Annotated in this window: 21 protein-coding genes; 19 read left to right on the forward strand and 2 right to left on the reverse strand. The window is 37.8% G+C overall.

Annotation, left to right across the window (positions count from 1 at the left end):
• Positions 1-12 precede the first annotated feature (12 nt).
• The 8 genes from rpsF to IGJ04_RS08775 all read left to right on the forward strand — a co-directional run bounded on the left by rpsF (position 13) and on the right by IGJ04_RS08775 (position 7,996).
• A complete protein-coding gene (gene rpsF, locus IGJ04_RS08740; RefSeq protein WP_002356019.1) occupies positions 13-315 on the forward strand; it encodes a 30S ribosomal protein S6 in 303 nt (100 codons plus the stop codon).
• A 44-nt stretch (positions 316-359) separates the two neighbouring features.
• The gene (gene ssb / locus IGJ04_RS08745) at positions 360-926 is read left to right on the forward strand and encodes a single-stranded DNA-binding protein (RefSeq protein ID WP_002364599.1); all 567 of its coding nucleotides are present in this window, start codon (positions 360-362) and stop codon (positions 924-926) included.
• A 25-nt stretch (positions 927-951) separates the two neighbouring features.
• A complete protein-coding gene (rpsR, locus tag IGJ04_RS08750; protein ID WP_002356021.1) occupies positions 952-1,191 on the forward strand; it encodes a 30S ribosomal protein S18 in 240 nt (79 codons plus the stop codon).
• Positions 1,192-1,397: 206 nt separating this feature from the next.
• Positions 1,398-3,374, forward strand: coding sequence for a DHH family phosphoesterase (locus IGJ04_RS08755; protein ID WP_002356022.1), 1,977 nt, complete (start codon positions 1,398-1,400; stop codon positions 3,372-3,374).
• A gap of 5 nt (positions 3,375-3,379) precedes the next feature.
• On the forward strand, positions 3,380-3,832 hold the full coding sequence (gene rplI, locus IGJ04_RS08760; RefSeq protein WP_002356023.1) for a 50S ribosomal protein L9: 453 nt from the start codon (positions 3,380-3,382) through the stop codon (positions 3,830-3,832).
• 273 nt (positions 3,833-4,105) lie between these two features.
• Positions 4,106-5,473: a replicative DNA helicase gene (gene dnaB / locus IGJ04_RS08765; RefSeq protein WP_002381331.1), complete on the forward strand. Its 1,368-nt coding sequence runs from the start codon at positions 4,106-4,108 to the stop codon at positions 5,471-5,473.
• A gap of 236 nt (positions 5,474-5,709) precedes the next feature.
• Entirely contained in the window at positions 5,710-7,002 is a 1,293-nt protein-coding gene (locus IGJ04_RS08770; RefSeq protein WP_002359213.1) for an adenylosuccinate synthase, read from the forward strand.
• 124 nt (positions 7,003-7,126) lie between these two features.
• Positions 7,127-7,996, forward strand: coding sequence for a DegV family protein (locus IGJ04_RS08775; protein ID WP_002359214.1), 870 nt, complete (start codon positions 7,127-7,129; stop codon positions 7,994-7,996).
• A 39-nt stretch (positions 7,997-8,035) separates the two neighbouring features.
• Here the strand turns inward: IGJ04_RS08775 and IGJ04_RS08780 are convergent, their stop codons facing one another.
• Entirely contained in the window at positions 8,036-9,667 is a 1,632-nt protein-coding gene (locus tag IGJ04_RS08780; RefSeq protein ID WP_002359215.1) for an ABC-F family ATP-binding cassette domain-containing protein, read from the reverse strand.
• Between the two features lie 253 nt (positions 9,668-9,920).
• Between IGJ04_RS08780 and IGJ04_RS08785 the strand changes: the two genes are divergently transcribed.
• From IGJ04_RS08785 to IGJ04_RS08815, 7 genes are all read left to right on the forward strand, one after another.
• Complete coding sequence (locus IGJ04_RS08785; protein WP_438840126.1) at positions 9,921-12,806, forward strand: sigma 54-interacting transcriptional regulator; 2,886 nt, start codon at positions 9,921-9,923, stop codon at positions 12,804-12,806.
• A 201-nt stretch (positions 12,807-13,007) separates the two neighbouring features.
• On the forward strand, positions 13,008-13,520 hold the full coding sequence (locus IGJ04_RS08790) for a mannose/fructose/sorbose PTS transporter subunit IIB (RefSeq protein ID WP_002385473.1): 513 nt from the start codon (positions 13,008-13,010) through the stop codon (positions 13,518-13,520).
• A gap of 234 nt (positions 13,521-13,754) precedes the next feature.
• Positions 13,755-14,747 (forward strand): mannose/fructose/sorbose PTS transporter subunit IIA, encoded by a 993-nt coding sequence (locus IGJ04_RS08795; protein ID WP_002356030.1) that lies wholly within the window; start codon positions 13,755-13,757, stop codon positions 14,745-14,747.
• Positions 14,748-14,781: 34 nt separating this feature from the next.
• On the forward strand, positions 14,782-15,585 hold the full coding sequence (locus IGJ04_RS08800) for a PTS mannose/fructose/sorbose transporter subunit IIC (protein ID WP_002356031.1): 804 nt from the start codon (positions 14,782-14,784) through the stop codon (positions 15,583-15,585).
• 22 nt (positions 15,586-15,607) lie between these two features.
• Positions 15,608-16,519, forward strand: a complete 912-nt coding sequence (locus IGJ04_RS08805) for a PTS system mannose/fructose/sorbose family transporter subunit IID (RefSeq protein ID WP_002356032.1) — start codon at positions 15,608-15,610, stop codon at positions 16,517-16,519.
• Between the two features lie 161 nt (positions 16,520-16,680).
• Positions 16,681-17,058: a DUF956 family protein gene (locus IGJ04_RS08810; protein ID WP_002356033.1), complete on the forward strand. Its 378-nt coding sequence runs from the start codon at positions 16,681-16,683 to the stop codon at positions 17,056-17,058.
• A 247-nt stretch (positions 17,059-17,305) separates the two neighbouring features.
• Positions 17,306-17,833, forward strand: coding sequence for an HdeD family acid-resistance protein (locus tag IGJ04_RS08815; RefSeq protein WP_002356034.1), 528 nt, complete (start codon positions 17,306-17,308; stop codon positions 17,831-17,833).
• Positions 17,834-17,880: 47 nt separating this feature from the next.
• Here IGJ04_RS08815 and IGJ04_RS08820 read toward each other — a convergent pair whose 3' ends face one another.
• Entirely contained in the window at positions 17,881-18,084 is a 204-nt protein-coding gene (locus IGJ04_RS08820) for a hypothetical protein (protein WP_002381332.1), read from the reverse strand.
• Positions 18,085-18,281: 197 nt separating this feature from the next.
• Between IGJ04_RS08820 and IGJ04_RS08825 the strand changes: the two genes are divergently transcribed.
• The 4 genes from IGJ04_RS08825 (at position 18,282) to IGJ04_RS08840 (ending at position 22,478) form a co-directional block, all read left to right on the forward strand.
• Entirely contained in the window at positions 18,282-19,052 is a 771-nt protein-coding gene (locus IGJ04_RS08825) for a MurR/RpiR family transcriptional regulator (protein WP_438840127.1), read from the forward strand.
• Between the two features lie 148 nt (positions 19,053-19,200).
• Positions 19,201-20,769 (forward strand): maltose/glucose-specific PTS transporter subunit IIBC, encoded by a 1,569-nt coding sequence (gene malX, locus IGJ04_RS08830; RefSeq protein ID WP_002378674.1) that lies wholly within the window; start codon positions 19,201-19,203, stop codon positions 20,767-20,769.
• 14 nt (positions 20,770-20,783) lie between these two features.
• Positions 20,784-21,998, forward strand: coding sequence for a MalY/PatB family protein (locus tag IGJ04_RS08835; RefSeq protein WP_016618494.1), 1,215 nt, complete (start codon positions 20,784-20,786; stop codon positions 21,996-21,998).
• Between the two features lie 99 nt (positions 21,999-22,097).
• Positions 22,098-22,478, forward strand: a complete 381-nt coding sequence (locus IGJ04_RS08840; protein WP_002356039.1) for a RidA family protein — start codon at positions 22,098-22,100, stop codon at positions 22,476-22,478.
• Positions 22,479-22,481: the final 3 nt, after the last annotated feature.

Genomic DNA, 22,481 nt, shown 5'->3' on the forward strand with positions numbered 1-22,481 from the left:
AGGTGAAAATCAATGAGTCAAGATACGAAGTACGAAATCATGTACATTATTCGTCCGAACATTGATGAAGAAGCAAAAACTGCTTTAGTAGAACGTTTCGACACAATCTTAAAAGATAACGGAGCAGAAGTTATCGAATCTAAAGATTGGGAAAAACGCCGCTTAGCATATGAAATGAACGGATTCCGTGAAGGCATCTATCATATCGTTAATGTTACTTCTCCATCAACAGCTGGCGCAATCAACGAGTTTGATCGTTTAGCAAAAATCAATGACGATATTATCCGTCATATGATCGTTAAGGTAGAAGCATAATTTGTTTCACATGAAACATTTATTGACGAAAGGAGATGTTTTGAATGATTAATAACGTTGTATTAGTCGGAAGATTGACAAAAGATCCTGACTTACGTTACACCGCTAGTGGTTCAGCTGTTGCGACCTTTACACTTGCTGTAAACCGTAACTTTACGAATCAAAATGGTGACCGTGAAGCAGACTTTATCAACTGTGTGATTTGGCGTAAACCCGCAGAAACAATGGCTAATTATGCCCGTAAAGGTACATTATTAGGTGTTGTCGGAAGAATTCAAACTCGTAACTACGAGAACCAACAAGGTCAACGTGTCTACGTAACTGAAGTGGTTTGTGAAAACTTCCAATTGTTAGAATCTCGTTCTGCTTCAGAACAAAGAGGAACTGGCGGCGGTAGCTTTAATAACAACGAAAATGGTTATCAATCACAAAATCGTAGCTTTGGTAATAACAATGCCGGTTCTGGATTTAATAACAACAACAATAGTTTCAATCCATCATCTTCTCAGTCGCAAAACAATAACGGTATGCCTGATTTCGATAAAGATTCTGATCCATTTGGTGGCTCAGGTTCATCTATCGACATTTCAGATGATGATTTACCATTCTAAACGAATTTGATAGGAGGGAACAAGAATGGCACAACAAAGAAGAGGCGGACGTAAACGTCGTAAAGTCGACTACATCGCAGCAAACCACATCGAATACATCGATTATAAAGATACTGAATTGTTAAAACGATTCATTTCAGAACGTGGCAAAATTTTACCACGTCGTGTTACAGGTACTGGCGCTAAAAACCAACGTAAATTAACGATTGCTATTAAACGCGCACGTATCATGGGATTATTACCATTCGTTAGTGACGAACAATAATTTTATGACAATTTCCAGAACCAAAGAGCTTGCTCTTTGGTTCTTTTTTATCTTGACTAGTGTTTCACGTGAAACATAACAAGGTTCGCAGAATGAAGTGTTTTGTGATAAAATAAAGGATGAAATAACTAGTGAATCACCAGAGCAATATGCTCGTTGGAACAAGTCGCCTCAAAGGTCTGCAGAAAGATTGGAGGCAAAAAAAAATGCAAAAGAAGAGAATTCAAAAAAACGGTTTCTTAATTGTTGTGGGTCTTCTCTTAGTAGAATTTCTCCTCTATTTCTTACTAACAAATAAATGGCTGCTATTGGCGGTAATTATCGCATTAGATATCTTTCTCTTAGTGGTTATTCGGCTGTTGATTAGAGATGTAGAAATTACAAACGTAGAAAAGATTCAAGAAGCAAGTTCCATTGCTGAACAATCGTTGGATTATGTTGTAAATGAAGTACCTGTGGGAATTATTACGTATAACGGGGAAACACGCGCGGTAGAATGGCTTAATCCTTATGCTGCTTCTATTTTTAATAAAGACAATCAGCTAACGTTAACCGCTAGCCAAGTTACGTCTTATTTAGAATTAGCAGAACGAAACCAAGATATTTTTACGATTGACGAAAATACCTATCGCTTTAGCGTCAATAAAGAACAACATACAATTACTTTTGAAGATATCACTAAAGAAAGTAATTTGTATCAAGAAAAAGTCGAAATGCAAACGGCTATTGGCATTGTGTCTGTCGATAATTATGATGATGTCACCGATACAATGGATGAGAAAGAAATTTCTTATTTGAATAGTTTCATTACGACGATGGTTTCTGATTGGATGGACCAATACAAAGTTTTTTATAAGCGAATCAATGCAGAACGTTATTTTTTCATTGCCCAATGGGAAGATATTCAAAAAATGATGGACGAAAAATTTTCTATTTTGGATACGATCCGTAAGGAATCAGCTAACCATGAAGTAGCCATTACGTTAAGTATGGGGATTGCTTATGGGGGGCCAACATTAGATCAAACCGGGACCACGGCTCAAACAAACCTAGATACAGCTTTAGTACGTGGCGGCGATCAAGTGGTTGTAAAAGAAGCCAAAGATGAAGCGAAGCCGTTATTTTTTGGTGGAAAAACGGCAGTAACGACGAAACGTTCCCAAGTACGTTCTCGTGCAATGAGCATGGCAATTAAGGGAATTATTGCGGAATCTGCTGACATCTATATTATGGGCCATCGTTATCCAGATATGGATGCGTTAGGTTCAGCATTTGGTGTTGCTCGTTTAGCTTCGTTTAATAATCGAAAAGCGTGGATTGTTTTAGATGAAAATGAAATCATTCCCGATGTCAAAAGAGTGTTAGAGGCGATTAAAGAGTACCCAGAATTAGAAGAGCGCATTATTAGTCCTAAAGAGGCCATGAAGCGCAAGAAAGAAAGTAGCTTATTAGTTATGGTAGATTACCATAAACCGTCTCTATCGATCTCACAAGAGCTCTATGAGCGTTTTGATAAAGTGGTAATCATTGATCACCATCGACGAGGAGACGAATTTCCAGCAAAACCCTTGCTTTCTTATATTGAATCTTCTGCCTCTTCTGCTTCAGAATTAGTCACAGAATTGATCGAATACCAAAGTAATAGCGCAAATAAACTGCAGGCCTTTGAAGCAACCATGATGTTGGCGGGAATTGTGGTTGATACGAAAAGTTTCAATACACGAACGACAGCGCGAACATTTGATGTGGCTAGTTATTTACGAACTTGTGGAGCAGACTCATCTTTAGTACAATATCTATTAAGTTCTGATCTTACAAGCTATCTGGAAATGAACAACTTAATCTCTAAAAGCGAATATGTCACAAAAGATACCGTCGTTGTTGCCGGGAGTGAAGACAAAGAATATGATAGTGTCACAGCTGCCAAAACAGCGGACACATTACTTTCTATGGCAGGGATTAATGCAGCATTTGTCATTACCAAGCGGACGGATCAACAGATTGGCATTAGTGCTCGGAGTAATGGTTCAATTAATGTCCAAATTATTATGGAAAATTTAGGTGGTGGCGGTCACTTTACTAATGCGGCAGTACAATTATCAAACGTAACAGTAGCAGAAGTAAAAGAGCAACTACTTGATGTAATTCGTCAAAATATTAATGAAATGTATGAACAGGAGTGAAGGAAATGAAAGTCATTTTTTTACAAGACGTTAAAGGAAAAGGAAAAAAAGGGGACGTAAAAGAAGTGCCAACTGGTTACGCCCAAAACTTTTTAATTAAAAATGGTTATGCGAAAGAAGCCAATAAAGGGAGCATGAGTGCGTTAGCGGGTCAAAAGAAAGCCCAAGAAAAACATGAAGCAGAAGTTTTAGCACAAGCAAAAGAAATGCAAGCCTTTTTAGAAGATGAAAAGACTGTTGTAGAGATCAAGGCAAAAGCTGGAGAAGACAGCCGTTTATTTGGCTCAATTCCTTCAAAACAAATTGCAGAAGCCTTAAACAAACAATACAATGTAAAATTGGATAAACGAAAAATCGAATTAGCCAACCCAATTCGTTCTCTAGGCTACACTAACGTACCAGTCAAACTACATCATGAAGTTACAGCGAAAATTAAGGTTCATGTCGTAGCGGAATAATACAATCGATAAAAAAGAAGCCGATTTCTCCGGCTTCTTTTTTACGCAAAATAAATTACTCAAATTATTTTTTATAATATTTAAAAATCAAATACACAACAATTTAAATTAACGAAAGTATTATATTTTTATTAATTGTATATTTTTTAAAATTGGAAAGTGAACTAAAAATAGAGAAATCAGCAGAGAAAAAATGTACTTTTTTTAATGAAATTGTGTTAAAATGGATAGACTAAATGAACCAGAAAGTAAGACATCGTGGGAGAGAACAAAATGAATGAATTATTGCAAGATAGGGTACCGCCACAAAATATTGAAGCGGAACAAGCCGTTTTAGGTTCTATTTTCTTAGATGCAGATGTGCTAATAGAAGCGATGGAATATGTGGAACCTAAAGATTTCTATCGTCGTAGTCATCAGTTGATTTTCCAAACGATGATGACCTTAAGCGACCGAAATGAAGCGATTGATGTGGTAACAATCAAAGATCGCCTAGAACAAGAGAATTTGTTAGAAGATGTTGGTGGACTAAGTTATCTGTCAGATTTAGCTTTAGCTGTACCGACAGCTGCCAATGTCATTTATTATGCAAAAATTGTTGAACAAAAATCGTTGCTGCGCAACTTAATCCAAACCGCTACAGAGATTGTAACTAAAGGCTTTGAGCAAGGTGAAGATGTTGAATCTATTTTGGATGATGCAGAACGAAGCATTTTAGAAGTCTCTGAAAAGCGGAATCGCAGTGGCTTTTTATCAATTTCAGATGTTCTAAATACAACTATTGCGAATATTGACCAATTATACCAAAATGATGAAGAGATTACTGGTTTACCTACAGGCTATCAAGCATTGGATAAAATGACTGCTGGCTTGCAAGCGGAAGAGCTAATCATTCTAGCGGCCCGTCCAGCGGTAGGGAAAACCGCTTTTGCATTAAATATTGCCCAAAATGTCGGCACCAAAACAGATAAAGCTGTCGCTATTTTTAGTTTAGAAATGGGGGCAGAGTCATTAGTGAACCGGATGCTTTGTGCAGAAGGATCCATTGAGGCCAGCCATTTAAGAACAGGGCAATTATCTGAAGAAGAATGGCAAAACTTAATTATTGCGATGGGTAGTTTGTCCCGTGCGAATATCTATATTGATGACACACCAGGGATTAAAATTACCGAAATTCGTGCGAAATGTCGTAAATTAGCACAAGAAAAAGGCAACTTAGGTCTAATTTTGATCGACTACCTACAATTGATTGAAGGAACTGGAAAAGAGAACCGCCAACAGGAGGTTTCTGATATTTCACGTCAATTAAAAAAATTAGCGAAAGAATTAAAAGTCCCGGTTATCGCTTTGTCACAGCTTTCTCGTGGCGTGGAACAACGTCAAGATAAACGTCCTGTGTTAAGTGATATTCGTGAATCAGGTTCCATTGAGCAAGATGCCGATATCGTTGCCTTTCTTTATCGTGATGATTACTACGATCGTGGTGAAGGAGAAGACGGCGATCATGAGCCACCAGAAGTTGACAATGTTGTAGAAGTCATCATTGAGAAAAACCGTAGTGGTGCGCGTGGAACGGTCGAATTACTTTTCATTAAAGAATATAATAAATTTTCTTCGCTTTCGCCGAGGACAGAATTTTAAAAAACGAACTCATTTTTTGAGTTCGTTTTTTTGCTTATTAAGGGATTAAAATCAGAGAGTAAAACACGAACAATATTCGTATATTTTATTATTTTACAAAAACATAACTAAAAATGTTCGTATTTTTGACAGAAACGCTTTTGATTGTGAAAGAATATTCGATTTTTACCCTTGAAAGGGACTGGTTTTACTGGTACAATGATTCAGGACAAAAAAATTATGAACGAGGTGTTCGAATGTCATCAGTAGTAGTTGTTGGAACGCAATGGGGCGACGAAGGTAAAGGAAAAATTACAGACTTTCTAAGTGAAAACGCAGAAGTGATCGCTCGTTACCAAGGCGGAGATAACGCCGGACATACCATTAAATTCGACGGCGTAACGTATAAATTACATTTAATTCCTTCAGGGATTTTCTATAAAGAAAAAATTAGTGTAATTGGTAACGGCGTAGTTGTGAATCCAAAATCTTTAGTAAAAGAATTAGCTTATTTAAAAGAAAATAATGTTGCCACTGATAATTTACGTATTTCAGATCGTGCCCATGTCATCTTGCCGTATCATATTAAATTGGATCAATTGCAAGAAGATGCGAAAGGTGAAAACAAGATTGGGACAACGATTAAAGGAATTGGCCCAGCCTACATGGATAAAGCAGCACGGGTGGGAATCCGTATCGCTGATTTATTGGATAAAGAAATTTTTGCGGAACGTTTGCAAATCAACTTAGAAGAAAAAAATCGTCAATTCGTTAAAATGTTTGATAGCGAAGCCATTGAATTTGATGATATTTTTGAAGAATACTATGAATACGGACAACAAATTAAACAATATGTTACAGATACTTCGGTTATTTTAAATGATGCATTAGATGCTGGAAAACGGGTTTTATTTGAAGGGGCACAAGGTGTCATGTTGGATATCGATCAAGGAACCTATCCATTTGTTACTTCCTCTAATCCAGTAGCTGGTGGCGTAACTATCGGTAGTGGCGTTGGTCCATCAAAAATTAATAAAGTGGTTGGTGTCTGCAAAGCGTACACTTCACGTGTCGGTGACGGCCCATTCCCAACAGAATTATTTGATGAAACAGGAGAAACCATTCGTCGTGTCGGTAAAGAATACGGAACAACAACAGGACGTCCGCGTCGTGTCGGTTGGTTTGATTCAGTAGTTATGCGTCATTCAAAACGTGTATCAGGGATTACAAACTTGTCATTAAACTCGATTGACGTGTTAAGTGGTTTAGAAACGGTGAAAATTTGTACAGCTTATGAACTTGATGGTGAATTAATTTATCATTATCCAGCAAGCTTGAAAGAATTAAGCCGCTGTAAACCAGTTTATGAAGAATTACCAGGTTGGTCTGAAGATATCACTGGTTGCAAAACTTTAGCCGATTTACCAGCTAATGCTCGTAACTACGTGCATCGGATTTCAGAATTAGTTGGTGTGCGCATTTCAACATTCTCTGTAGGTCCAGACCGTAACCAAACGAACGTTTTAGAAAGCGTTTGGGCACAAATTTAAGCAGATTTTTAAGGGAACGTAAAGGATGGCTTATGCCAGTTCAGCCTTTACGTTCTTTTTTAATTTTATATAAAAATGAAAAACTATGGTAAAATAAAAGAAAACATGAAGGGGGCAATTGTCCGTGAATTATCAATTAGTGACAGATTCTTGTTGTGACTTGCCGTATACATACTTAAAAGAAAACCAAGTACCTTTTATTAGCATGAATATTCAAATTGACGGGAAAGAATATCGCGATGATTTAGGTGAAACGTTTGATTATCAGAACTTCTTAACGGCTATTAAAAATGGAAGTATGCCCACTACCTCTCAAGTTAATGTAGGACGCTACAATGAATTTTTCCGTCCTTTTGTGGAGCAAGGGTTACCGGTGATTTATTTAGCTTTTTCATCTGGGTTAAGTGGCTCTTATCAAAGTGCGTTGCAATCAGTAGAGATGTTAAAAGAAGAATATGATAATGTAGAAATTCATATTATTGACACAAAAGCAGCTAGCTTAGGTCAAGGGATGTTAGTCCGAGAAGCCATTCGATTACAAACAGATGGTCATTCATTAGGAGAAGTTGTTGCCTATCTTGAAGAGCAAAAAATGAAACTTCACTCGTGGGTAACGGTAGATGATTTAAAACATTTAGAACGTGGCGGACGGATTTCTAAAACAGCGGCTGCACTTGGTGGCTTAATGAACATTAAACCAATTATTCGCGTGGATGCGGCAGGCAAACTAGCATCCGTTGGTAAAACTCGTGGACGAAACAAGTCCTTGCAAAAGATTGCGCAAGAAACGATTCAAGGCATTGTAGAGCCAATGAAACAAACACTATTGATTGCATATGCAGGAACGAAAGATGACGCGGAAAAAGTCAAAGAATTAATTGAAAAAGAAATAGAAGTTAATGAGATACTGATTTATCCTCTAGGACCCACCATTACTAGTCATACCGGAATAGGTTGTATTGCTGTGTTTTCTTTTGGTGAAAAAAGAAAATAAAAAATAGAGAAGTCATTTTTTAATGACTTCTCTATTTTTTTAATAATCTGAACTGAATAAAACGTCCATTTGTTTTTGAATTTCTGGGTTTTCCAAGAATTCATCATAGGTTGTTTCTGCCCGATCAATAACCCCTTTATCAGAAACAGCAATAATTCGGTTCGCTAATGTTTGGATAAATTGGTGGTCATGTGAAGCAAAAAGAATTGAACCAGTGAAAGCCATCAACCCATCATTTAACGCAGTAATTGATTCTAAGTCTAAGTGGTTCGTTGGATCATCTAAAACTAAGACATTGGCTTTGGAAAGCATTAATTTTGAAAGCATGACACGCACTTTTTCGCCTCCGGAAAGAACATTGACTGGTTTTAGTACCTCTTCACCAGAGAATAACATCCGACCTAAGAAACTACGTAAGAACGTATTGTCATCTTCTTCTTTACCAGCAAATTGACGTAACCAATCTAAAATGGTTAATGGCTCTTCAAAGTCTTTGCTGTTGTCTTTTGGTAAATAAGCTTGGCTAGTTGTAACGCCCCAACGAACAGAACCTGTATCGGGAGTAATTTCGCCCATAATCACTTTGAATAACGTAGTCGTTGTAATATCTGAGTCAGCGATGAATGCCACTTTATCATCTTTTGTTAAGTTGAACGAGATATTATCTAAGATTTTTTTGCCATCAATCGTTACAGAGACATTTTCAACTTGTAATAAGTCATTGCCGATTTCACGTTCTGGTGTAAAACCAACGAATGGATAACGACGAGAGGAAGGTTGAATGTCATCTAAGGTAATTTTATCTAACATTTTTTTACGAGACGTTGCTTGTTTTGATTTTGAGGCATTGGCGCTAAAACGAGCGATAAAGTCTTGTAATTCTTTGATTTGTTCTTCTTTTTTGGCATTAGATTGTGCTTGCAGTTTTGTCGCTAGTTGGCTTGATTCCAACCAGAAATCATAGTTACCAACGTAAAGTTTGATTTTACTAAAGTCTAAATCTGCCATGTGAGTGCAGACTTTGTTTAGGAAATGACGGTCATGGGAAACCACGATAACGGTATTTTCAAAGTTGATTAAAAATTCTTCTAACCAATTGATTGAGCGGGTATCTAAACCATTTGTCGGCTCGTCTAATAGTAAGACATCTGGTTTACCAAAAAGAGATTGAGCTAATAATACTTTGACTTTTTGACCAGCTGTTAATTCGCTCATTTTTTGATCATGTAATTCTTCTGGAATGTTTAGCCCTTGGAGTAAAACAGCTGCTTCAGGTTCTGCTTCCCAACCGTCAAGTTCAGCAAATTCGCCTTCTAGTTCTGCGGCACGAATCCCATCTTCATCTGAAAAATCTTCTTTCATATAGATAGCATCTTTTTCTTTCATTACTTCGTAAAGACGTTTATGTCCCATAATTACAGTTTCTAAAACAGTGTAGTCTTCGTAGTCAAAGTGATTTTGTTTCAGCGTCGCTAGTCGCTCATTAGGACCCATTGAAACCACGCCAGTTGTCGGTTGAATCTCACCTGATAAAATTTTAAGAAACGTTGATTTTCCTGCACCGTTTGCGCCGATTAAGCCGTAACAGTTGCCAGGAGTAAATTTAATATTCACTTCTTCAAAAAGTTTACGATCTGGAAATTGTAAACTTACATCATTAACAGTAATCAATTGTTTTCCTCGCTTTTAATATATTCTTGAACCTCTCTGCATTATATCGGCTACAGAACCTTTTTTCAAGGAGTTTCAATCTTTTTACAGAAACGAATAAAAAGGTGGGTTTTTTATAGAAAAAAAGGCGTTTTTTCAAAATGTTTCATGTGAAACAGAAATTTTTTTCATGAAAGGGTTTTTAGTGTATTTTTTTAATGATACACTGTATCATGTAAATTAATTAGTGTATCGATTAAAGGAGCCAGCAAAAATGAAGCGGATTGAAAAAATCTATCAATATGTTAAAGAGCAAACGAAGAATTTAACGCCAATGACCTTAACAAGTGATGCGGGAGTCACGACACAAGAAATTTCAGAACGTTTAAACATTCAGCGGACCAATGCTAGTAAAGATTTGAATCAACTCGTTCGTGAAGGGCGCTTGAAAAAATTATCTGGTCGTCCAGTAAAATATGTCGCGCAGGTGGCGTTTCAGCATCGACCATTAACTAAGCCAGTTAAAAGTTATCGGGAAAAATCAATGGATCACTCCACAAAAACTTTTATCGAACCATTGGTTGAACCAGTAGTCACGACCAGCAAAACCCCAGAAGTTGAAGATATTTTCAAAAAAATTATCGGTTCAGCTGGAAGCATGAAAACGCCGGTGGAACAAGCCAAAGCAGCGATTTTATATCCGCCAAAAGGCTTGAATTGTTTAATTACTGGACCAACAGGTTCTGGGAAAACTTATTTTGCTCATGCCATGTTTCAATTTGCGAAGCTGAACCAAATTGTGGCCAAAGAAAAAGAGTTTGTGGTATTTAACTGTGCAGACTATGCGCATAATCCAGAACTTTTGATGTCGCATTTATTTGGGTATGTAGAAGGGGCCTTCACAGGCGCTACGAAAGCAAAAGAAGGGATTATTGATGAAGCAGATGGCAGCATTCTGTTTTTAGATGAAGTACATCGGTTACCACCCGAAGGACAAGAAATGATTTTTTATTTTATGGATCACGGCGTGTACGCGCGTTTAGGTGAAACAGTGAAATCACATCATGCGGATGTTCGGATTATTTGTGCTACGACGGAGAATCCTACTTCTTCTTTATTGAATACTTTTGTGCGACGCATTCCGATTATCATTCAATTACCGAACTTTAGTGACCGTCCTGCGAAAGAAAAAATTGACCTCCTAAAAGTGATGGTTTCAATGGAAGCAGCGCGGATTCAACGGCGAATCTCTTTGTCAGAAGATGTGGTCAAAGCGTTAATCGGAAGTGTTTCTTATGGAAATGTCGGTCAGCTAAAATCGAATGTGCAACTTGTGACTGCGCGAGGGTTCCTTAATCAGATGGAACAAGAGGAATTAATGATTACGATGGACGAATTAACGGACAATATTAAAGAAGGCATTATGCAACTTGCCAGTAATCGAGAAGTATTGTCGGAGTTATCGAAATATCTGGAACCGCAATTAGTGGTATCACCAAATGAATCTTTAGTAGCTATTCAGTCAGATGCCTATGAATTGCCTTACAATCTATATGAGATTATTGGAGATAAAGCGGCTCTCTTAAAAGCAGACGGCTTGGACCAAGAACTAATTAATAATTTTATTACAACGGATATCAATGTTCATTTAAAATCTTTCTACAAAGATTATGGGTTCACCTTTGATACAGAAAATAAATTGGCTGAAATTGTTGACCAACGAATTATTGATGTCACTAAGAAAATTTATAATTTTGCTGCGAAGCGGTTATCGTATTCGTTTCAACCCAATTTTATTTATGCAATGAGTTTACACATTAGTTCTTTCTTGAAACGCATCCAATTAGGCAAAGATCCTAAGCATCCTTTAAATGAAAGTATTCGAAATATGGTTTTAGATTATCCAACAGAGTTTGAAACAGCGAAAGAAATTAAAAATATTATTGAAAGTAGTTATCAGATGGAGATTCCTGAATCTGAAAGTTACTATTTAGCTGTTTTGCTCATTTCTTTAAGAGAAAATCCTGAGGCTGGCCGGATTGGCATTGTCGTGGCTGCGCACGGAAATAGTACCGCTAGCAGTATGGTACAAGTGGTTTCTCAATTGTTAAATGTTGATAATTTGAAGGCTGTGGATATGCCGTTAGATATGCCACCGAAAGAAGCTTTGCGTAAAATCGTTGAAGCAGTTGGTGAAGTGAATGAAGAAAATGGCGTACTATTATTGGTGGACATGGGTTCATTAAGTACGTTTTCAGAAGAAATTGTACGCCAGACAGGCATTGATGTGCGGACAGTAGACATGGTGACCACGCCAATTGTGCTTGAAGCGGCCCGCAAAACCGCATTAATTGATACGCAATTGGAAACACTTCACGAGTCTTTAAAAAACTTTCATGGCTATGCCGATATTCGCCAAAGTGAAACGAAACAAATCATTGAAAATTGGAAAACAAGAGCAATTATTGCTATCTGCGCTTCTGGAGAAGGAACTGCGCGCCGAATGAAAGAGCTTATTGAGGAAGCTGTCTTGCCACAAATAGACTGGCATTTAGAAGTGATTCCTTTGTCCATTGTAAATATGAAAGAAGTCTTGGCTAAAATTCAAGAAGACTATGAAATTATTGCGACAACTGGGATTACCAATCCCAAAATTGGAGTTCCTTATATTTCCATGGAAAATTTCTTTTCCGGTGAAGCAGAAAAAATTATTCAGCAATTACTAGCAGAGCGGAAAGAAGAAGTAATGAATAAGCCGTTGGACGAAGCGGCAGCAAAAGAAATTTGTCTCAAATATATGGAGCAAAGTTTCACTTTCATTAATGGAAAAAAAATCATTGATCTGTTGTGGTCATTCGCTAAAAATATCCAAACCCAATTAGCGATGCCAGAAGAGTACACATTTTATATCAATTTGATTATGCACACATCGGGCATGTTGGAGCGTATTTTACGGAATGATACACTGACGGTTTCAGAAAAGGAACTTGGTCGATTGGTTCAAGAACCAATTTATCCAGTGATTGTGGCCTCAATTGAGACTATGGAAGAAGCTCTTAATATGGATATTCCAGCAGAAGAAGTTTATTTTATCGCACAGTTAGTCAAAAATGCTCAGTGTATCGAAGATAAAATCACCGAAATTGATACACTAGATTAATACAGAAAAAACGATACACTATTTATTAGTGTATCGTTTTTTTAATTTTCTTAAAAAAACCTATAATTTTCTAGGTTTCAAATCGATACACTAAAGTTGGCACGAAACTTGCTTATAATAAGGTGTCCCTTTTTACCTAAATTTTTAAGTAAAAAGACAAAGGTCCTAACCTTTAAAAATGAATTTAAAGGAGCATTCCCGATGGTAATGGATATTCGTTTAGCTCGAATTGATGATCGATTAATTCATGGCCAAGTAGCAACTGTTTGGGCAAAATTGACGAACATTAATCGCATTTTAGTGGTTAGTGATTCCGTTGCTCATGACAATTTGAGAAAAGCCTTGTTGGTTCAAGCTGCTCCACCTGGTGTCAAAGTAAATGTCATCACTGTTCAAAAAATGATTGATGTTTACCCTGATCCTCGTTTTGATTCGTTTCGAGCCATGTTGTTATTCACTAATCCTTTGGACGTGAAACGAGTGGTCGAAGGCGGTGTACAACTAACTTCTGTGAATATTGGCGGAATGAGTTTCAGCACAGGCAAGCGAATGATTACGAATGCAGTCGCAGTGGATGCCAACGATTTAAAAGCATTTCTGTTTTTAAATGAACAAGGTATTGAATTGGAAATTCGAAAAGTCGCAGCAGACAGCCAAGTGAATTTGATGGATTTACTGAAAAAAGAGCGTAGCAAAGAAAATAACGCCAGCTGACGTTCATTTTTACAGACGAAAGACATTGAAAGGATGTGGTGGCCTAGGACCAACATCATTGCTTCATGAACTGTATTGATAAAGGCAAGTGCTGATGTTGAAAAAAATCAAGAACTATTGAAATTTTTTCATTTATTTTTGTCAGAATCTGATTTATCTGATTTTTTTCAAAAAGTGAAAGCGTTTAGCAGTACAACCATGAAAAAAAACATCAATTATACAGGAGGTATAAAAATGGTAGGAATTATCCTAGCAAGTCACGGTGAATTTGCTGAAGGGATCTTGCAATCTGGTGCAATGATCTTTGGCGAACAAGAAAATGTAAAAGCAGTTACGTTAATGCCTAGCGAAGGTCCCGATGATGTAAAAGCAAAAATGCAAGAAGCCATTGCATCGTTTGACAATCAAGACGAAGTACTATTTTTAGTTGACCTATGGGGAGGAACACCATTTAACCAAGCGAACTCATTGTTAGAAGATCATAAAGACAAATGGGCAATCGTTGCAGGTATGAACTTACCAATGGTTATTGAAGCATATGCTTCTCGTTTCTCTATGGAATCAGCACAAGAAATTGCGACACACATTCTTGAAACAGCAAAAGATGGTGTCAAAGTTAAACCAGAAGAGTTACAACCAGCAGAAGCACCAAAAGCTGCTGCGACAGAAGATGCACAGCCAAAAGGTTCGTTACCACCAGGTACAGTTGTTGGCGATGGCAAAATTAAATTTGTGCTAGCACGTATTGATTCACGTTTATTACATGGTCAAGTAGCAACAGCTTGGACAAAAGCAACACAACCAAACAGAATTATTGTTGTTTCTGATGCCGTTGCAAAAGATGACTTACGTAAGAAATTAATCGAACAAGCAGCTCCTCCAGGAGTAAAAGCCAATGTTATTCCAATCAGTAAAATGATTGAAGTAGCGAAAGATCCACGTTTTGGCAATACAAAAGCATTATTATTATTTGAAAATCCTGAAGACGTCTTAAAAGTGGTTGAAGGCGGCGTAGAAATCCCAGAAGTAAACGTTGGTTCAATGGCTCACTCTGTTGGAAAAGTCGTTGTAAGCAAAGTATTATCAATGGGTCAAGAAGACGTTGATACGTTTGATGAATTAAAAGCCAAAGGCATCAAATTTGATGTGCGTAAAGTGCCAAATGATTCAAAAGCGAATATGGACGAAATTTTGAAAAAAGCAAAAAATGAGTTAGCAAACGCGTAACTCGCCAAATACAAATCAAAATAGGAGGCTTATCATGTCTGTTATATCAATTATTTTAGTTTTACTCGTTGCCTTTCTAGCTGGTATGGAAGGGATTTTGGATGAGTTCCAATTCCACCAACCGTTAGTAGCATGTACATTAATCGGATTAGTTACTGGTAATTTAGAAGCCGGAATTGTTTTAGGTGGTACTTTACAAATGATCGCGTTAGGTTGGGCGAACATCGGGGCTGCCGTTGCACCGGATGCCGCTTTAGCATCTGTTGCCTCAGCAATTATTTTAGTTTTAGGTGGCCAAGGTGTTAAAGGTGTTCCTTCAGCGATTGCCATCGCAGTTCCTTTAGCGGTTGCAGGTTTGTTCTTAACAATGATCGTTCGGACAGTTGCGGTTCCAATCGTTCACATGATGGATGCGGCTGCTGAAAAAGGCAACATTAAACAAGTTGAAATGTTACACATTTTCGCTGTATGTTTACAAGGTATTCGTATTGCGATTCCAGCAGGTGCTTTACTATTCATTCCTGCTGACACTGTTCGTAATTTCTTAGAATCAATGCCAGCTTGGTTAACTGATGGTATGGCTATCGGTGGTGGTATGGTCGTTGCCGTAGGTTATGCATTAGTAATCAACATGATGGCAACAAAAGAAGTATGGCCATTCTTCATTATCGGTTTCGTAGTCGCAGCGATTTCTCAATTAACATTAATCGCATTAGGTGCTTTAGGTGTCGCTTTAGCTCTTATTTACTTGAACTTATCTAAAATGGGCGGTTCTTCTAACTCAAATGGCGGAGGCAACTCTGGCGACCCATTAGGCGATATTTTAAACGACTACTAATTCTGAAGGAGGAGCAAAGAAAATGGCAGAAAAAATTCAATTAACTAAAAAAGATCGTTTAGCTGTAGCTTGGCGTTCAACATTTATCCAAGGTTCTTGGAACTATGAACGTATGCAAAACGGCGGCTGGGCATTCTCAATGATTCCAGCAATCAAAAAATTATATAAAACGAAAGAAGAACGTTCAGCGGCGTTAAAACGTCACTTAGAATTCTTTAATACACACCCATACATTGCCTCACCAATCCTTGGTGTAACATTAGCTTTGGAAGAAGAACGTGCCAATGGCGCACCAGTTGATGACGTAGCGATTCAAGGGGTTAAAGTTGGGATGATGGGTCCTTTAGCCGGTGTCGGTGACCCAGTTTTCTGGTTTACTGTTCGTCCAATGTTAGGCGCTTTAGGTGCTTCCTTAGCAATGGGTGGTAACATCTTAGGCCCAATCTTATTCTTCGTTGCTTGGAACTTAATTCGTTGGTCATTCATGTGGTATACACAAGAGTTTGGTTACAAAGCAGGTTCTAAAATTACTGATGACCTTTCAGGTGGTTTACTACAAGATATTACAAAAGGTGCTTCTATTTTAGGGATGTTCGTACTGGCCGCATTAGTTCAACGTTGGGTATCGATTAAGTTCTTACCAATTGTCTCACAAGTTAAGTTAGACAAAGGTGCTTATATCGAGTGGGATAAACTTCCTGCTGGCGGTGAAGGAATGCATAAAGCCTTTGAACAAGTGAACCAAGGCTTGGCGCTTTCACCAACGAAAGTTACTACTTTACAAGATAACTTAGATCAATTGATTCCAGGTCTAGCACCATTACTACTTACATTCTTATGTATGTGGTTATTGAAGAAAAAAGTTAGCCCAATCGTTATCATTCTTGGTTTATTCGTAGTCGGCGTAGTCGGCCACTTAATCGGCTTATTATAAGAATGACGAAGTAAGTTTATTACTTCTAATCAAAAAAAGCGGAAGAGAAGTCGAGAAACTTTTCTTCCGCTTTTTTAAACAAAGATGTAATTTTGTTTGTTTCGATCAGGAAAGAAACGTATAATAAAGAGGAATTAGTCGAATGAAATGGAGCAGATAACATGGTACAATCATTAAACACAAAAGTTGATTTAGTTATAGATGCGACGGCATTTACAGGATTAACAGATTATGGACAAATTATGATAGGTGACCGCGGGTTTGAATTTTACCATGCCAAAGATCCACGTAAGTTTATCCAAATTCCGTGGGAAGAAGTCGATTACGTGTTGGCTTCAGTAATGTTCAAAGGAAAATGGATTCCTCGTTATGCGATTCAAACCAAGAAAAATGGGACGTATACGTTTGCTTCAAAAGAGCCGAAGCGAGTGTTACGAGCTATTCGTGAATATGTTGACCCAGATCATATGGTCCAATCTTTGAGTTTCTTTGATGTCATAAAAAGAGGGATTCTCTCGATTGGGAAAAAGAAAAAATAATTTATAACTGTTACTTTTTTATAAACTAGATGAAAAAGTAGCGGTTTTTTTGTGGGAACACGAGGGACTTATTTATACAAAAAAGGCACAATTTTGCACCAAAAAAGAGACAATCAAGTGATACGTTGTTTTTAATGGAGTTATCATTGAAATGGTTTTCAGAAAGCACGATGAAAATATTTGACACCTTGTAAAATAGTAGTAACATAATAAGTGTAATAAATTATTTTATAGAGGAGTGAGTGTCATGGAACAACGACAACATCATGGAATGGACTGGGGTTCATTAGTATTAGGAATTCTATTTGTTCTGACTGCATTAATTTCTTTCCAAAATCCTGCCGGTAATTTAATTGCCATTGTGATGGTTTTTGCGATTTTTGCTATTATTAAAGGGATTTTCGAAATTTTTGTACGTAATCGTATGAAAGAATTGCTAGGCTACAAAGCTTATGCACCAATCATCTTAGGGATTATTGATATCCTAATTGGTGTTTACTTATTGTTTAACTTAAATATTGGTGTCGCTGTGTTACCATTTGTTTTTGCAATTTGGTTTTTATTCGACTCAATTTTCGGCTTATTTACTTTAGATTTTGCTAAACGAGTAAGCACAGGTTACTTCTGGTTCACATTAATTGTTGACGTTTTAGGGATTATCTTAGGTGTAATGTTATTATTTAATCCATTGTCTTCAGCATTAACTTTAAGCTTCTTAGTTGGCTTCTACTTTATGATGTTTGGTATTAGTAATATTGTATATGCTTTTAGATAAAAGAAGTAAAAAAACCAGGTTTTCCGAAAAGGAAAACCTGGTTTTTTTTAATAACGACGGCGGCAGTTGCCATTATTTCCCGAAATTGTTCGAACAAGCCACACGATAATCGCTACGGGAACTAAAATTTTTACTGCTAGCCACAATAAGCTTCCCACGATACCGACAACGGCACTAAAGAGTGAACCGACAACTAAAAATAAAAGGACCACTAAAAGAATATTTATAAACATTGGTCGTTGATTATTCATACGTACTACCTCCAAATTTTTCCTGTTTTCTATATACAGAGTATAGCAAGAAAGCGCAACAAGCACCTCCATCGGAAGGCTGATTTTTTTCTCTGGCGAATGATGGAGCCGCTGTTGGTTATTTTGGACTTTCTTATTGAAATAATCAGAATATTCTGGTGTATAATTATAAAAAAGGATTTAAAGTGAGGGATTGGATGTCGACTGAGGGATTAATCGCTTTGTTAGAAAAGAAACGAAATGATTTAAGTAAAATTGAAAATCAAGTACTGGATTATATTTTGACGCATATGACGGAAATTAGTTCACAAACCATTTATGAGGTGGCGCAGGCGTTGTTTGTCTCAACAGCCACTATTTCTCGGACAGCAAAACACTTAGGTTATCGAGGCTTCCAAGAATTAAAATACGCAATCGTCCAATCGGTGCAGAGCGAGAGCACAGAAAGCGATAGTCGTAGTTTTCAAGCCATTACACAACAGTTGATCGCCAATGTGCAAGACAGTTTTCAACAAATGGATGAAGCCAAAGTCGCGGAAATGCTTAAAATGATTGAGCGTGCGAATACGATTGAAGTGTTCGGTGTTGGTGGCAGTTTTCCTATTTGTACTGATTTTGCACGAAAGCTAACATTTTTAGGAAAAAAAGCCTATGCACGATCTGATTGGGATGAACAAGCGGCAGCAGTTAAGAATCTGGATGGACAGGATTTAGCCATTTTTGTCAGTTATACAGGAGAAACTAAGGGGATTTTAGCGTATGCACGTGTAGCGCAGGAACAGCAAGTGCCGATGATTAGTTTGATTTCGACTAAAGGAAGCACCTTGGAAAAATTGTCGACGACGACGTTATTTGCCAAAGGGACGACACGTTATCATCAGCTCGTGGATTTAAGTTCAAGAATTGCTGTCATTTGTTTGTTCGATACGGTTTTATTAATGTATGCAGAGGCAAAGCAGCCGCGGTAATTTTATGCAACACCATACTAAATGATGTAAGGGGATACAGAAAAAGGGTAGCCTCTTTTTTCTTTGTTTTGGGCTAGTTATAATGAGGGCAATGAATGTAAACGCAATCATTTTTAGTTTTGTAAAGAATGAATGGAGGAGTTAAGAAATGGCAGTAAAGAAAAAGAAAGCGACTTTCTGGGAGTTTTTCCAAGGATTAGGCAAAACGTTTATGTTGCCAGTGGCTTTATTAGCTTTTATGGGGATTTTGTTGGGATTAGGAAGTTCTTTTTCCAGTGAATCCATGATTGAAACGATCCCGTTTTTAGGAAAGCCCGCAGTAAAAATTATTTTCCAATTTATGTCGACAATTGGTGGTTTTGCGTTTGCCTATTTACCTGTCATGTTTGCAATGGCCATTCCGTTGGGGTTAGTTCGGAAAGAAAAAGGAATTGCTGCGTTTTCAGGTTTCGTAGGCTATACGGTGATGAATTTAGCGATTAATTTCTATTTAGTGCAGACGAATCGCCTCGTGGATCCTGAGCAGTTGCGGGAAGCCGGCCAAGGAATGGTTTTTGGGATTCAAACGATTGAAATGGGCGTTCTTGGTGGAATTATCGCTGGGCTTATTGTCTATAAGTTGCATAATCGATTTTATACGGTGCAACTACCAGATAGTTTTGCCTTTTTTTCTGGCGCACGGTTTGTACCAATTATTACTTCATTAGTGATGGCCTTCGTGGGCTTAGTCATTCCGTTAGTTTGGCCACTTTTCGCGCTAATGATTATGGCGATTGGCCAACTTATCCAACGTTCTGGTATTTTTGGGCCTTTTCTGTTTGGTTCAGGGGAACGTCTACTGTTGCCGTTTGGGTTGCATCATATTTTGGTTTCCATGATTCGTTTTACTGAAGCAGGGGGTTCAGCGGTGGTGGCTGGCAAAGAAGTGTTTGGTGCGTTAAATATTTTCTATGCAGAATTGCAAAATAATTTACCGATTTCACCAAGCGCAACAGCTTTCTTGTCACAAGGGAAAATGCCGACCTTTATTTTTGGCTTACCAGCGGCGGCACTTGCGATGTATCATACTGCAGCTCCGGCGAATCGACATAAGATTAAAGGCTTACTCCTTTCAGGTGTGATTGCTACGGCTATCACTGGCATTACAGAACCAATTGAATTTTTATTCTTATTTATTAGTCCATTATTATGGCTGTTTCATGTCATTATGACTGGTCTAGGTTTCATGGTAATGGCTTTATTAGGTGTTGTGATTGGGAACACTGATGGCGGGCTACTGGACTTTGTTATTTTTGGCTTGTTACAAGGAACTTATACAAAATGGTGGTGGGTTCTCATTGTTGGCGCTATCTGGTTTGTTGTTTATTATTTCGTCTTTAAAACAGTCATTGTAACCTTTGATTTAAAAACACCTGGACGAGACAAGGTCTTAGATGAGACTGAATATACCGATCAAGAAGTTCAATATAAGAAAACGGGTGGCTATGATGCGCCTGGGATTTTAGCGGCTTTGGGTGGGCAAGAGAATATTCAAGCTATTGATAATTGCATTACGCGTTTACGTTTAGTGTTAGCAGATGCTAATAAAGTAGATGATGACAAATTAAAGCAATTAGGGGCTTTAGGCGTTGTACATTTAGATGCGCAGAATGTACAAGTGATTATCGGAACCAAAGTGACAACGGTCCGTAATCAATTAGAGATGATTTTAGGTTAGAAAAAAGACAGAAGGTGAAGAGTGTGTCGTTTGATAAAGCAATTGATCGACGAGGAACGTATTGTACACAGTGGGATTTTGTAGAAGATCGATTTGGGGAAGCGGACTTGCTTCCCTTCACTATTTCCGATACGGATTTTGCTGTGCCAGAGGCAGTTCTGGCAACATTACAGGAGCGTTTGAAACATCCCGTATTTGGCTATACGAGGTGGAACCATCCACAATTAAAAGAAGCAATTCAAACGTGGTACCAGACAAGATTCCAGACGAAGATTGAAGAACACTGGATTATGTATACCCCGACCGTTATCTATGGGATTTCTGCGTTGATCCAATTATTAACTAATGAAGGGGAGGGCATTATTTTACAAACACCTGCGTATGATGCATTTTTTAAAGTTATTCAGGAAAATAAGCGGCAAGTAGTGGCAAATGAACTGCTTTATCAAGAGAAGCGCTACAGCATTGATTTTATTGATTTAGAAAAAAAACTAGCGCAACCAGAAAATCGCTGTTTGCTTTTATGTTCCCCGCATAATCCAACAGGACGTGTTTGGGAGCAATGGGAATTAGAGCGAATGGTTTCATTGTGCCAACAGTATGATGTGTTTTTACTTTCTGATGAAATTCATATGGATATCGTTAATAAAGGCCAAGTTCATCGACCAATTACGCAATTTGGTTATAAAAAATCTGCCATTATTACCAGTGGCACGAAAACCTTTAATTTTCCAGGGCTGATTTTTGCTTACGCCCTAATTCCAGATAACGAATTACGTGACGCTTTTCAGCTCAAATTAAAAAACGCCGATGGTCTATCATCAACAAGTATTTTGGGAATGCTAGCAACCATGACGGCCTATCAAAAATGTGGTACTTGGGTTGACGAGTTGAATGATTATTTAGCGGAGAACCAACGTTACGTGAAAGATTTTTTACAGACATATTTGCCAAAAATTAAAGTGACGGAGCTGGAGGCAACTTACTTAATGTGGTTGGATGTATCAGCGGCAGTTCCAGATGTGGCCCGCTTACAAGAGGCTTTAGTTTCTGTGGGGAAAGTCGCTATTATGGACGGCTCGATATATGGTGGTAATGGGCAACGATTTTTACGGTTAAATATTGGCTGTTCGCAAGCAAAACTACACGAGGGACTTGAAAGGATGCGCCAAGGTTTTGAAGCTGTTTTACAAAAGGATGGCACAGCATCAGCGCTTGGGAATAATTGAGAAAAGATAGCATTCCGAAAATGGTTGCAGTACAATGGAAAAATAGAAACAAATAAAATAACAAAAAGTAACAACTTGTCATTTACTGGGGGAAAAGAAATGAAAACAATTAAAACAAAGCAAGCACCACAAGCAATTGGACCATATTCACAAGCAAAAATTGTGAATGGTTTATTGATTACTTCTGGTCAGATTCCACTGGATCCTGAAACAGGCAAGGTGGTTGGTACAACGATTAAAGAACAAACCAATCAAGTACTGAAAAATATTCAAGGGATTTTAACAGAAGCTGGTAGTGATTTTGCTCATGTAGTCAAAACGACATGCTATTTACAAAATATGGCGGATTTCACGGCATTCAATGAAGTCTATGCTGAGTATTTTAGTGCGGAATATCCTGCACGCACAACGATTGAAATCTCTAAATTACCGATGGATGTGTTGGTGGAGATTGAGATTATCGCAGAAGTAGTGGCGTAAAAA

Origin of the sequence: Enterococcus sp. AZ050, assembly GCF_051715085.1 — a bacterium.
Classification (GTDB): domain Bacteria; phylum Bacillota; class Bacilli; order Lactobacillales; family Enterococcaceae; genus Enterococcus; species Enterococcus faecalis.